Origin of the sequence: Streptomyces sp. C10-9-1 (genome assembly GCF_024497955.1) — a bacterium.
GTDB classification, from domain to species: Bacteria; Actinomycetota; Actinomycetes; order Streptomycetales; family Streptomycetaceae; genus Streptomyces; species Streptomyces sanyensis.
Map to the genome: position 1 here is coordinate 17,602 of NZ_JANHKP010000014.1, position 12,710 is coordinate 30,311.

Sequence of the window (12,710 nt, forward strand, 5' to 3'; positions counted from 1 at the left end):
CGGGGCCCCACACTAACGGCTGACGTCACATCGGTCCGCCGCCCGTACGCGCGGTACGGGCGGCGGACCGATGCCGATGTCCCTGTATGCCCTTGTTCGCCGGCCGGTGCGGCGGCCCGGCGGCCCTGCCCCGGTGTCCGGAGGGCGCGCGGGGCGCCGCTCCCGTGCGGGGCCGCGACCCGCCCCTCCCCCGGCCTCGGCCCCCGGTCCGGGCGACCCGCCCCCGGTGGGGGGCGGCGGAGGAGCGGAGGGCTCACCCGGCGCGGCCCGCCGGGGGCGGTCCCGCGCGAGGCGCGAGGCCTCGGACCAGGCGCTTCAGACGGCCGCCTTCTTCAGGCGGCGGCGTTCTCTTTCGGACAGCCCGCCCCAGATACCGAAACGCTCGTCGTTGTTGAGGGCGTATTCGAGGCACTCGGAGCGGACCTCGCAGGCGAGGCAGACCTTCTTGGCCTCCCTGGTGGAGCCGCCCTTCTCGGGGAAGAAGGACTCCGGATCGGTCTGGGCGCACAACGCGCGCTCCTGCCAGCCGAGTTCGTCGTCCGCGTCCTCGACCAGCAGTTGTTGGAACAGCTCGGTCATGTGCGCCCCTCGTCTGTCTTTGCGTCCCCGTGATGTTGCCGCGATGCTTTTCGGCCGAACGACACGAGTGAAATTACAAGTGTGTAGCTCCGAGCGAGTCAAGCCACGATCTGCTATTGCGCCAGGTATTCACTCTGCGGAACCAAGGCTATGCGGAAAGTGTTCAAATCACCAAAAACCTGACACATGCCAGCGGCCAACTCCCCGCACCTCCCTTTCCGGGGGAGACGCCGTGGAGATCGGCACTGTTGCAATCCGGCCACCGAAGCGATCCGGATCACAGTATGGTCACGGAGCCCCAACGGCGTTTACCGGCAGGACTGCTGGCGCATGTCTCCCCACCCTTCCCTGCACAAACCTTTCTCTGGACGCCATAACCGGATGTGATGAAACATTGCCGCCAAACCGGTCATTGGGTTGACATCGGGTGAGCCCACCCGTCACCTTGGGTGCCATGCCAGCGACCTCAGCGCCCCTCGCGACCCGCCACCGCGGGTCCCGCAGCGCTGTCCAGGCCCGCTGTCGCTGTTGTCGCACCACCTCCTGAAGCCGTCGAGCCCCGCTCCGGCCTCCCCCGCGTTCCCCACTCCGCCGCGCCGCACCGTTGCCCGGCGCACCCCGCACCCGTACCGCCGGGTCGGGCAGGCCCCGTACGCTCCCCCTGCCGAGGACCACCGCACCCCATGAACAGCGACAGCGACCTCCAGATCGCCGGCGACATCCTCTCCGTCCAGCACCTGCTCCGGCCCGCACCCGAGCACCCCTCCACCGTGGCCGAGTTCGCCGGCCTCGCCCGGTCCATCGCCGCGGACCGGGCCGGCTGGGAGCCCCTGGTCCGGTACGACGCGGCCTCCCGCTGGTACCACCGGCTCAGGACGGGCCCCGGCTACGAGGTCTGGCTGCTGAGCTGGGTCCCCGGACAGGGCAGCGGCCGCCACGGCCACGGCGGGTCCTCCGGGGTGCTCACCGTGCTCTCCGGCGAGCTGACCGAGCGCTCCGCGCGCGGGGAGCTGAGCCTGCGCCCGGGAGACCAGCGGGTGTTCGCCCCGGGATACGTGCACGAGGTCGCCAACGACGCGCTCGACGGCGCGGTCAGCCTCCACGTCTACCACCCCGGCCTCACCGAGATGCCGATGCACGACGCCCCCCGGTGCACCGCGGGAGTGCCCCTCGCCGACCCGCTCGCCGCGCCCCTGGCCTGACCTCCGGAAACCGCCGCCCCCGCCGCCGCGGTGGGCGTCCGCCGCCGCCGTGTGACCGGCCTGCGACACTGTGCGCATGCGCATTGTGGTTCTGGCCGGCGGCATCGGCGGCGCCCGTTTCCTCCGCGGCCTCAGGAGTGCCGCGCCCGAGGCGGACGTCACGGTGATCGGCAACACCGGCGACGACATCCATCTGTTCGGGCTCAAGGTCTGCCCCGACCTCGACACCGTGATGTACACCCTGGGCGGGGGCATCGACGAGGAGCAGGGCTGGGGGCGCCGGGACGAGAGCTTCCGGGTGAAGTCCGAGCTCGCGGCCTACGGAGTGGGCCCCGAGTGGTTCGGGCTCGGCGACCGGGACTTCGCCACCCACGTCGTCCGCACCCAGATGCTCGGGGCCGGGTACCCGCTCAGCGCGGTCACCGAGGCGCTGTGCACCCGCTGGAACCCGGGCGTACGGCTGCTGCCGATGTCCGACGACCGGGTCGAGACCCACGTGGCCGTCACCCTCGACGGCGAGCGCCGGGTGATCCACTTCCAGGAGTACTGGGTGCGGCTGCGCGCCTCCGTGGACGCGGAGGCCGTGGTGCCCGTCGGAGCGGACGAGGCGAAGCCCGCTCCCGGGGTGCTCCAGGCCCTGGCCGAGGCGGACGTGATCCTCCTGCCGCCGTCCAACCCCGTCGTCAGCATCGGCACCATCCTCGCCGTACCCGGGATCCGCGAGGCCGTCGCCTCCGCCGCGGCGCCGGTCGTCGGCCTCTCCCCCATCGTCGGCGGCGCCCCGGTGCGCGGCATGGCCGACAAGGTGCTGGCCGCCGTGGGCGTGGAGTCCACCGCCGCGGCCGTCGCCCGGCACTACGGAGCGGGGCTCCTGGACGGCTGGCTGGTCGACACGGCGGACGCGGCGTCCGCGGCCGAGGTGGAGGCGGCGGGCATCCGCTGCCTCGCCGTACCGCTGATGATGACCGACACCGGGGCCACCGCCGCCATGGCGCGTGCCGCGCTGGCGCTGGCCGAGGAGGTACGGGCGTGACCTCCCCCTCGCTCCGGGTGTGGGCCGTCCCCGGCATCGGGGAGGTCCGTCCCGGTGACGACCTGGCCAAGCTGATCGCCGCGGCCGCCCCCGACCTCGCCGACGGGGACGTCCTGCTGGTCACCTCGAAGATCGTCAGCAAGGCGGAGGGCCGGGTCGTCCAGGCCGCGGACCGGGAGGCAGCCGTCGACGCCGAGACGGTGCGCGTGGTGGCGCGCCGCGGCACGCTGCGGATCGTGGAGAACCGCCAGGGCCTGGTGATGGCCGCCGCGGGGGTGGACGCCTCCAACACCCCGGCGGGGACCGTGCTGCTGCTGCCCGCGGACCCCGACGCCTCGGCCCGGGCCCTGCGCAGGGGCCTGCACGAGGAGCTCGGGGTCGACGTCGGAGTGGTGGTCACCGACACCTTCGGGCGCCCGTGGCGTGCGGGCCTCACCGATGTGGCGATCGGCGCGGCGGGCGTCCGCGTCCTCGACGACCTGCGCGGCCGGACCGACGCGCACGGCAACCCGCTCCACGCCACCGTCGTCGCGGTGGCGGACGAACTCGCCGCCGCGGGCGACCTCGTCAAGGGCAAGGCCGAGGGCCTGCCGGTGGCCGTGGTCCGGGGCCTCGCCCACCACGTCGGCGCCGCAGGCGGACCGGACGCGCAGGGTGCGCGGGCACTGGTCCGCGACGCCGCCGAGGACATGTTCCGCCTCGGCACCTCGGAGGCCCTGCGCGAGGCGGTCACCCTGCGCCGCACCGTCCGCTCGTTCACCGACGAGCCCGTGGACGGCGGGGCGGTGCGGCGGGCGGTCGCCGCCGCGGTGACGGCACCCGCGCCCCACCACACGACCCCGTGGCGCTTCGTGCTGCTGGAGTCGGAGTCCTCCCGGCTGCGGCTGCTGGACGCGATGCGCGAGGCGTGGATCGCGGACCTGCGCCGCGACGGGAAGTCGCCGGAGTCGATCGCCCGGCGCGTGCGCCGCGGGGACGTGCTGCGCAACGCGCCGTATCTGGCCGTCCCCTGCCTGGTCATGGACGGGGCCCACCACTACGGGGACGCCCGGCGGGACGCGGCCGAACGGGAGATGTTCGTGGTCGCGGCCGGTGCGGGCGTGCAGAACTTCCTGGTGGCCCTCGCGGGCGAGCGGCTGGGGTCCGCATGGGTGTCGTCCACGATGTTCTGCCGCGAGGTGGTGCGCGAGGTGCTGTCGCTGCCCGCCGGCTGGGACCCCATGGGGGCCGTGGCCGTCGGGCATCCGGCCGCACCCGCGCCGCCCCGCCCGCCGCGTGCGGCGGAGGGCTTCGTCGAGGTGCGCTGAGGCCGGGGCGGGCCGGGTCCCGGCGGCGCCCCTGCCGCCGGGCCCCGCCGTGTCACCAGCGGGCGATGTCCACCCGCCGCATCTTCGGCTCCCGGCGCGGCGGGGTGCGCCCGGAGAGCAGGATCAGCCGGGCGGCGCGGTGGCGCTGCCCGGCGTAGGGCTCCAGCAGGTCGAGCATCGCCGCGTCGTCGGCGTCCCGGTCCCCGGCCAGCGCATAGCCGACGATGCGCGGCAGGTGGAGGTCGCCGAGGGTCAGCGCGTCCGGCGCGCCGTGGCTGCGCTGCACGGTCTCCGCCGAGGTCCACGGGCCGATGCCGGGCACCCGCTCCAGCCGTGCCATCGCCTCGGCGGGCGGCATCGAGGCCGCCTCCTCCATGCGGTGGGCCGCCCGCACCGCGCGCAGGACGGTCGAGGCGCGCTTGTCGTCGACCCCTGCCCGGTGCCACTCCCAGGACGGGATCAGCGCCCAGGTGCGCGGGCCGGGCATGACGTGGAGCCGGGGGTCCGGGCCCGGCGCGGGCTCGCCGTGCCCCCGGACCAGCAACCGCCAGGCGCGGTACGCCTCGTCCGTGGTGACCTTCTGCTCCAGGACGGAGGGGATCAGGGATTCCAGGACCAGCCCGGTGCGCAGCAGCCGCAGGCCGGGGCGGCGGTGCCGGGAGGCGGCGACGAGGCGGTGGCGGGGGGTGAGTTCCTCCGGGGCGTCGGCGGCGCCGAGGAGTTCGGGCACCCGCTCCAGGAGCCAGTCGGCGCCCTCCCCCCAGGCGTCGGCCTCGACCGTGCCCCCGCGCAGGGCGAGGCGCAGGGTGCCGGGGCCCTCCGGGGTGCGGCTGGCCCGCCAGACCGCACCGTCCGGCGAGATCCGGAAGGTGGGGTCGGCGGGCCCGCGGCGCAGGGGGCCGAGCACCAGGGGGAGGTCCAGCGGCCAGGGCGGGGTCCAGCGCCGGGAGCGGGGCGGGGCTGCCGGACGCGGCACTGGGCCGGGCGCGCGCCCGCCCTGCGGTGCACGGCTGTCACCGCCCCGCACCGTCGTGCGGCGCACACCCGGTTCGAAGCGCCCTGCCATGGCGCCCAAGACTACTGGCCGGGGGACGGCTACTGGTCGGACGAGAAGCGCACCGCGCCCGCGGGGAGCACCGCGTCGCACCACACCCGGGCCCCGTGCCGGAGTTCGTTGTCCTCGCCGACGACGGCTCCGTCGCCCACGACGACCCCGGAGAGCACGGTCCGGGCCCCGATACGGGCACCGCGGCCGATCAGCGACTCCGAGACGACCGCCCCGGGCTCCACGACGGCTCCCGCGAGCACGGTGCTGCCGTCGATGCGGGCGTCGGCACCGATACGGGCGCCCTCGCCGACCACGGTGCCGCCGCTCAGCTTGGCCCCGGGCGCTATCCGGGCCGAGGGCAGGACCAGCCGCTCGCCGCGGCGTCCGGGCACGGCGGGCGAGGGAGCGCGGCCGAGCACCAGGTCGGCGGAGCCGCGGACGAAGGCGTGCGGAGTGCCGAGGTCCAGCCAGTAGGTGGAGTCGACCATGCCCTGGAGGTGGGCGCCGGCGGCCAGCAGTTCGGGGAAGGTCTCGCGCTCGACGGAGACGGGGCGGCCGTCCGGGATGCCGTCGATCACCGAGCGGCGGAAGACGTAGGCCCCCGCGTTGATCTGGTCGGTGACGATCTCCTCGGGCGTCTGCGGCTTCTCCAGGAAGGCGGTGACCCGTCCGGTGCCGTCGGTGGGCACCAGGCCGTAGGCACGGGGGTCGTCGACGCGGGTGAGGTGGAGGGAGACGTCGGCGCCGGCGGTGCGGTGGGTGTCCACCAGCGCGGGTATGTCCAGTCCGGTGAGGATGTCCCCGTTGAAGACGAGGACCGGCTCGTCCGGTCCGGAGCGGAGCCGGGCGGCGGCGTTGCGTATGGCGCCGCCGGTACCGAGGGGCTCTTCCTCGGTGACGTACTCGAGGTGCAGTCCGAGGACCGAGCCGTCTCCGAAGTACGGCTCGAAGACCTCCGCCAGATAGGACGTGGCGAGCACGACGTGCTCGACTCCCGCGGCGCGGGCGCGCGCCAACTGGTGGGTGAGGAAAGGGACACCCGCCGCCGGGACCATTGGCTTCGGGGTCCGGACGGTGAGCGGACGCAGCCGGGTGCCCTTGCCCCCGACCAGGAGTATGGCTTCCGGGGCCCGGGAGGCCGGGACGGCCTGGTTGGCCTGGTTCAATGCGGTCTCTGCTTCCTGCTGGGGCCGGGCACGGTCGCTTGTCGGACCGGCCAGTCTAGGCTCCGCCCGTCCGTCCCCGGCGGCGGCGCGACGGAGGCCGCGGGTGCCTCGCGGGTGCCGGATCGCCCGCGTACGCGCGGTACGAGGACGGCTCTCCGGCGTGCGGGCACCGCCGCGGGCGCCGTGCGCCGATCCGCCGGAGGCGGCGGGACGGCCCGGGGGAGCGTGTGCGCGGTGGCACCCGCCCGCCGCCCCGGCAGGTCCGGTCAGCGCCCCTGCAGCGCGGCCGACGCCGTGCGGATCGTGCCGAGTTGGCCGTAGAGGCGGCTGCCCGGGCAGTCGGTGGCGAAGCCGTCGCGGTGCCCGGCGATGGTGTTGAGGGTGGCCTTCGCACCCTTGGCGTACTTGCCGCTCCCTCCCGAGACCAGGGTCACGCTGCCCTTCGGATCGACTCCGTGCAGGCCGAGCTTCCACGCGGTCAGTTGGGCGACTGCGGTGACCGCGGCCTGCGGCGGATTGGAGGAACTGTACGTGCCGAGCACGGCGATTCCGGTGCTGTTGGTGTTGAAACCGAGCGTGTGCGCACCGAGGACCGGCCGGGCCACGCCTCCCGCACGGCCTTCGTAGATGTTTCCGCACTTGTCGATGGCGAAGTTGTAGCCGATGTCCCGCCAGCCGCTGCTCACCGTGTGGTAGCGGTAGATACTGCGCAGGACGGAGGGTGCCTGCTGACACGTGTAGTTGTTGCCCGTGGCGCTGTGGTGGACGAAGGCGGCCTTCACGGTGCTCGTGTAGACGAAGGTCTTCTCGCGGAGCGACTCGTCGGCGCCCCAGCCCTTGCGGATGACGATCGCGGGCCGGGGCCCGATGTGGGGCTGGGCGGCGGCCGCGTCGAAGCCGAGCGTGCCGCCCGCCGCGGCGGCGGCCTCGGTGTCGTCCCGGTCGAGCGCGGGCAGGACCGTGCCGGGGGCCGGGGTGGCGGGGGTGCCCGTGCCGGGGCCGGAGGCCGTCGTACCCGTGCCGTCCTCGTCCCCTTCGGTGCCGTCCCCTTCGGTGCCGTCCCCTTCGGTGCTGTCCCCTTCGGTGCTGTCCCCTTCGGTGCCGTCCTCTTCGGTGCCGTCCTCTTCGGTGCCGGTGCCCCCGGCGCCACCCGGGTCGGTGCCGTCCGCCCCGGTGTCCGCCTCGCCGTCTCCGCCGCCGCGCGCGCGGTCCCCGGCCGCCGGGGCCGGATCGGACCCGGGTCCGTCCCCCGGGTCCACGAGGTCCAGGCGCAGGCCCTCGGGGAGGGGCCGGCTGCCGCCGTCCGCGCGCTTCACGCGCACCTCGACGCCGTCCGATGGCCCCACCCACAGCGGGGCGGTGGAACCGCGTACGCGGCCCGCCGCGCTCTCCTCGGTGCCGGGGTCCGCGGCGTGGTCGGCGTTGTGGGTCTCGACCCGCTGCCAGGCCGACCAGGTGCCGTCCGCAAGCGAGCGGGTGCGGACCTCGACGGTGCCCTCCAGTTCGGCCGCGGCGTCCTCCCAGACGAGGCCGAGGAGGGAGAAGGGGGCGACGTCCCGGCGGGGCAGCCCCTGCACGACCGCGCCGAACGAGCGGTCCGTGGCCGCGGGCCCGAGGGGCTCCAGGGGCAGGGAGCGGGTGGTCCCGGGGATCTCCCGCTCGGGGTCCGCCCCCGTCGCCGCGCCGGCGGTGAGGGAGAGCGGGAGCACGAGCGCTGCCGCGCAGGCCGCGCTGATCGATGAAACGAGGTATCCACGCATGGCTCGAATCGTCGAAGGGGCGTCCGTTGATCGCCTTTCGGGAATCCGGTCGCGCCCCGTCCGGCCGACCGGGCTACCCGGCATCCGCGGCCGCACTCCCCGGGCGCGGCGCGCGTACCCTTGCGCGGGTGAACTCCAGCGATCGCACCCCGGCCGACCTGCTGCGATCCGCGCTGGCCGCGGACCCGGCACGCCCCTTGGTCACTTTCTACGACGATGCCACCGGTGAGCGGGTCGAACTGTCCGTCGCCACCTTCGCCAATTGGGTGGCCAAGACCGCCAACCTCCTCCAGGGAGACCTCGCCGCCGAGCCGGGCGAGCGGGTCGCCCTGCTGCTGCCCCAGCACTGGCAGACCGCCGTGTGGCTGCTGGCCTGCGCCTCGGTGGGCGTGGTCGCCGACGTCGGCGGCGACCCGGCCGCCGCGGACCACGTGGTGGCGGGCCCGGGGCGGTTCGACGCGGGGCGGGCCTGCCGGGGGGAGCGCGTCGCGCTGTCCCTGGCACCGCTCGGCCGCAGGTTCCCCACTCCGCCCGAGGGCTACGCCGACTACGCGGTGGAGGTGCCCGGCCAGGGCGACGTCTTCGCCCCCTTCGCGCCGGTGGACGCGGACGCCCCGGCGCTGGCGCTCGGCGGCTCCGGGGAGCTGAGCGGGGCCGAACTGGTGGACCGGGCACGCGAGGACGCGGCACAGAGGGGACTCACGACGGGCTCACGGCTGCTGTCGGGGCTCGCCTGGGACGGGTGGGAGGGCCTGTCGGCCGGGCTGTACGCGCCGCTGGCCGCGGGGGCGTCGGTCGTCCTGTGCCGGAACCTCGGCGAGCTGCCGGACGGCGCCCTGGCGCAGCGGGTCGACAGCGAGCGCGTCACGCACACCGCCCGCTGAGCGTCCGCGCGCCCGGGCCGTGCGCGGCGCGGGCGCGCACGCCCCGGCCCCCGGCACGGGGAGGGCCGCCGGTCTCCGCCGGCGGGGTGCCGGGCGAATCGGGGCCGGACACCCCCCAAGTGGCGCATGCCCGGCCCGGGCCTCCCGGGCCGGAACTCAACTCCGGTGGATGATCGGCGACAAGCGTGCTTCACCGCACAACCAAGCGCCGGGCTCGGCCGTCTAGACGGGCGACTGGCGGCCCAGCTCGCTGCCGATGCCATGAAGGATGGACCCACACGTGACGGACAAGGCTGGCACGCCCGGAGACGGGAACGCGGGCCCGCAGGAGGACCCCGACGCCTCCGCCGGGGCCGCGGACCCGGGGGCCGACCGCGAGCGCCCCGCCGCCCCGGGCGCCGGGGACGCGGCGAAGGCGCGGGACGGCGGGGAAGAGGACGCCGGGGGGTCCGGCGGCGGCCCCGGGGACACCGTGCCCGGCGACGCGCACCCCGGGGGACCCGGCCCCAGCGGCCGGTCGCGGTACTGGCTGCGATGGGCCGCGTTCGGCACCTCGATCGTGGTGCTCGCGGCCGCCGGCGCGGGCTGGTGGTTCTACCGGAAGCTGGACGCCAACATCACCACCGACACCTCCACCGCCCACGAGCTGGAGGTCTACGAGCGGGAGCGCCCCACGCCCGCCCAGACCGGGGCCCGGAACATCCTGCTCCTCGGGTCCGACACGCGCGAGGGCGAGGGGAACGACCGCTACGGCAAGGACGAGGCGGGCAGCCAGCGGTCCGACACCACGATCCTGCTCCACATCTCCGCCGACCGGCAGAGCGCGACCGCGATGTCCGTGCCGCGCGACCTGATGGTCACCATCCCCAGTTGCGGCAAGCCCGACGGCACGCGGACACGCGAGCAGGTGGCGCAGTTCAACTGGGCCTTCCAGTTCGGCGGGGCGGCCTGCACCATCCGCACGGTGGAACGCTTCACCGGAATCCGCATCGACCACCACATGGTCGTGGACTTCCGCGGGTTCAAGGACATGGTGGACGCCGTGGGCGGCGTCGAGGTGTGCCTGGAGGAGCCGATCGACGACCGGGCGGCCCGCCTCGAACTGCCCGCGGGCCGCCAGACGCTCGACGGGGAGGAGGCGCTCGGCTACGTCCGCGCGCGCAAGACCCTCGGGAACGGCAGCGACACCGAACGGATGGAGCGCCAGCAGCAGTTCCTCGGCGCTCTGGTGAACAAGGTGCAGAGCAACGGCGTGCTGCTGAACCCGGCGCGGCTCTACCCGGTCCTGGACGCGGCCACCGGGTCCCTCACCACCGACCCGGGTCTCGACTCCCTGAAGGAGCTGTACGACCTGACCCGGTCGATTCGCAGCGTCCCCAGCGAAAAGGTGCAGTTCCTGACAGTCCCTCGCCAGCCCTACCACCTCGACCCGAACCGTGACGAGTTGGTCGAGCCGGAGGCGAGCGAGCTCTTCGAGCGGCTGCGCGAGGACGCGCCGGTCACCGTCGTGCCGAAGGAGGAGAAAGAGCGGGAGCAGGCGACGGGCCGGCCCCCCTCGCCGGATCCCACGTTCTCGGGCACCACCGCGGCCGAGGGCATGTGCGGGTAAAGCCATGGCCAAGCACACACCCACAGCTCAAGCGGATTGCGCGAATTGCCCGGTTGTAAGACGTGAGGAATTTGTCACGGTCGTCGCCCGACGCTGAGCAGGGCGGATACTGTGACGCGACCCGGTGCTCCCGACCGCGTCGCGCACCAGTGGATCGAAGGACCGAGCGCCTGTAGGGGGAGGCGCCCGCGTGGCACCCGACGGAGGACTCAAGCAACCGTGGATGCGCAGAACCGTGGACAGGCGGACGAGATCGACCCCGCCGACCAGTGGGTGCTGAACCCGCAGACGGGTGACTACGAGCTGCGACTGGACCGTTCCGGTGCGCAGTCACCAGCTTCCTCCAGCGGGACCGCGGACGCAAGGAGAACAGCGAGGAACGCCGCCCCGGGCGGCGGCCCGCAGGGCACCGCCACCCGGGGCAGGACTCCGTCCCAGGCCCCTCGGGGCACCCGGGAGAGCGCTTCCCGGCAGGGCCCGGGCGACCGCCCGGCGGAGGTCCCCGGCCAGCGGAGCCGCCGGGCGGCCGGGGGCGCGGGCGACCGGGTGCCGCCGGGAGCCGGGCGCCGCAAACGCAGGCCGCCGAAGCCGCGGAAGAAGCGCGTGCTGGGGTGGCTCGGAGCCGCCCTGGCGCTGCTGATGGTCGCCACGGCCACCGCGGGCTACCTCTACTACCGGCACCTGAACTCCAACATCACGTCCGTCGCCGACGACGGTGCGGGCACCGGGGGCTTCAGCAAGGACCGCGCGATCAACATCCTGGTGATCGGGACGGACAAGCGGACCGGTGACGGCAACCAGGGGTACGGCGACAACGACAGCCCGGGGCACGCGGACACCACCGTGCTGCTGCACGTGTCCAAGGACCGCACCAACGCCACCGCGCTGAGCATCCCGCGCGACCTGATCACGGACATCCCCGACTGCCCGACCACGCAGGAGGACGGCACCACCAAGGTCATCCCCGGCGAGTCGAACACCCGCTTCAACACCAGTCTGGGCCAGTCGGGCCGTACGGCGAGCTGCACGATGCGCACGGTCACCGAGTTGACCGGCATCCCCCTGGACCACTTCATGGTGGCCGACTTCAACGCGGTGAAGACGCTGAGTTCGGCCGTGGGCGGCGTGCCCATCTGCCTGGCCAAGGACATCGACGACCCGAAGTCCCATCTGAAGCTGGCCGCGGGAGAGCACGTCATCGAGGGGGAGGACGCACTGGCCTTCGTCCGCACCCGGCACTCGGTCGGCTTCGGCGGAGACCTGGACCGGATCAAGATCCAGCAGCAGTTCCTCAGCGCGCTGATGCGCAAGCTCAAGTCCGACGACACGCTCACCAGCCCCACCAAGCTGGTCAAGCTGGCCGAGGCGGGCACCAAGGCGCTCACCGTCGACTCCAAGATCGACGACATCATGAAGCTGCGCGACCTGGGTCTGGAACTGGGCAAGTTCGACATGAAGAACCTGACCTTCGCCACCGTGCCGGTGCTCGACAACCCGGCGGAGACCGTCAAGGCCACGGTCGTGCTCGACACGTCCAAGGCGGAACCCCTCTTCTCCATGGTGAAGAACGACGTCTCACTCACCGAGGTCGAGCAGAAGCAGAAGGCGGCGAAGGCCGCGAAGCCCGGCCCGCTGGACGGTGCGCGGGCCGAGGCCGCGGACGTCCGCGTGGACGTCCTCAACGGCGGCGGCCCCACGGGTGCCGCGCAGAAGACCCTGGAGTGGCTGCAGAACTCCGAGGGCGTGCTGAAGTCCACCAACAAGGGCAACGCACCGGCGAAGGTACCGGCCACCCGGCTGGAGTACGCGCCGAACCAGGCCGACCAGGCACGCAAGCTGGCGGACCTGATGGGCCTGCCGGCCGCCGCGCTCGTGCAGGGCACGACGGACGCCGAGGGGCTGCAGGCGATGACGCTGACGCTGGGACCCGACTTCAGGGGCGCGGGGGTGCCCCTCACCGGCCCGGCGAAGCTGCCGGAGGACGTGTCCCAGGTCCAGGCCGACAAGGCGGTCTGCGCCGAGTAGCGGCGCGACGCGCTTCCGCCCGGCCCGCGAGGAGGCCGGCCGGGCGAGCAGGAACACGGACGGGCTCACAGGGGGGCCCGGTTACAGGGGGCTGAGG

The 12,710-nt window shown here is 74.2% G+C and carries 10 protein-coding genes; 6 read left to right on the forward strand and 4 right to left on the reverse strand.

Features of this window, described 5'->3' with window-relative positions; all coding sequences use genetic code 11:
• Positions 1–315: 315 nt before the first annotated feature.
• Positions 316–579 carry a WhiB family transcriptional regulator gene (locus NPS70_RS20355; protein WP_256525783.1) on the reverse strand — a complete coding sequence of 88 codons (264 nt, stop codon included), beginning with the start codon at positions 577–579 and terminating at the stop codon, positions 316–318.
• 683 nt (positions 580–1,262) lie between these two features.
• On the opposite strand from NPS70_RS20355, the gene NPS70_RS20360 reads away from it, so the two are divergent.
• The 3 genes from NPS70_RS20360 (at position 1,263) to NPS70_RS20370 (ending at position 4,121) form a co-directional block, all read left to right on the forward strand.
• Positions 1,263–1,781 carry a cupin domain-containing protein gene (locus tag NPS70_RS20360; protein WP_256525784.1) on the forward strand — a complete coding sequence of 173 codons (519 nt, stop codon included), beginning with the start codon at positions 1,263–1,265 and terminating at the stop codon, positions 1,779–1,781.
• A 76-nt stretch (positions 1,782–1,857) separates the two neighbouring features.
• Positions 1,858–2,814, forward strand: coding sequence for a 2-phospho-L-lactate transferase (gene cofD / locus NPS70_RS20365; RefSeq protein ID WP_256525785.1), 957 nt, complete (start codon positions 1,858–1,860; stop codon positions 2,812–2,814).
• Positions 2,811–4,121: a coenzyme F420-0:L-glutamate ligase gene (locus tag NPS70_RS20370; RefSeq protein WP_256525786.1), complete on the forward strand. Its 1,311-nt coding sequence runs from the start codon at positions 2,811–2,813 to the stop codon at positions 4,119–4,121. Before cofD ends, NPS70_RS20370 begins: the two co-directional genes overlap by 4 nt.
• A gap of 52 nt (positions 4,122–4,173) precedes the next feature.
• Here NPS70_RS20370 and NPS70_RS20375 read toward each other — a convergent pair whose 3' ends face one another.
• The 3 genes from NPS70_RS20375 to NPS70_RS20385 all read right to left on the reverse strand — a co-directional run bounded on the left by NPS70_RS20375 (position 4,174) and on the right by NPS70_RS20385 (position 8,095).
• Positions 4,174–5,187, reverse strand: a complete 1,014-nt coding sequence (locus NPS70_RS20375) for a DNA-3-methyladenine glycosylase (protein ID WP_256525787.1) — start codon at positions 5,185–5,187, stop codon at positions 4,174–4,176.
• A 29-nt stretch (positions 5,188–5,216) separates the two neighbouring features.
• Positions 5,217–6,335 (reverse strand): NDP-sugar synthase, encoded by a 1,119-nt coding sequence (locus tag NPS70_RS20380; protein ID WP_256525788.1) that lies wholly within the window; start codon positions 6,333–6,335, stop codon positions 5,217–5,219.
• Positions 6,336–6,601: 266 nt separating this feature from the next.
• Positions 6,602–8,095, reverse strand: coding sequence for a peptidoglycan recognition protein (locus tag NPS70_RS20385; RefSeq protein ID WP_256525789.1), 1,494 nt, complete (start codon positions 8,093–8,095; stop codon positions 6,602–6,604).
• Between the two features lie 128 nt (positions 8,096–8,223).
• Here NPS70_RS20385 and NPS70_RS20390 point away from each other — a divergent pair, with 128 nt between their 5' ends.
• The 3 genes from NPS70_RS20390 (at position 8,224) to NPS70_RS20400 (ending at position 12,613) form a co-directional block, all read left to right on the forward strand.
• The gene (locus NPS70_RS20390; RefSeq protein ID WP_256525790.1) at positions 8,224–8,979 is read left to right on the forward strand and encodes a TIGR03089 family protein; all 756 of its coding nucleotides are present in this window, start codon (positions 8,224–8,226) and stop codon (positions 8,977–8,979) included.
• A gap of 280 nt (positions 8,980–9,259) precedes the next feature.
• Positions 9,260–10,588, forward strand: coding sequence for an LCP family protein (locus NPS70_RS20395; protein ID WP_256525791.1), 1,329 nt, complete (start codon positions 9,260–9,262; stop codon positions 10,586–10,588).
• 219 nt (positions 10,589–10,807) lie between these two features.
• The gene (locus NPS70_RS20400; protein WP_256525792.1) at positions 10,808–12,613 is read left to right on the forward strand and encodes an LCP family protein; all 1,806 of its coding nucleotides are present in this window, start codon (positions 10,808–10,810) and stop codon (positions 12,611–12,613) included.
• The last annotated feature ends 97 nt before the right edge of the window (positions 12,614–12,710 follow it).

Bases quoted from the DNA above. Each gene is read 5' to 3' on its own strand.
- NPS70_RS20375 (WP_256525787.1), bottom strand. From the start codon at position 5,187: ATGGCAGGGCGCTTCGAACCGGGTGTGCGCCGCACGACGGTGCGGGGC.
- cofD (WP_256525785.1), top strand. From the start codon at position 1,858: ATGCGCATTGTGGTTCTGGCCGGCGGCATCGGCGGCGCCCGTTTCCTC.
- NPS70_RS20355 (WP_256525783.1), bottom strand. From the start codon at position 579: ATGACCGAGCTGTTCCAACAACTGCTGGTCGAGGACGCGGACGACGAA.
- NPS70_RS20385 (WP_256525789.1), bottom strand. From the start codon at position 8,095: ATGCGTGGATACCTCGTTTCATCGATCAGCGCGGCCTGCGCGGCAGCG.
- NPS70_RS20360 (WP_256525784.1), top strand. From the start codon at position 1,263: ATGAACAGCGACAGCGACCTCCAGATCGCCGGCGACATCCTCTCCGTC.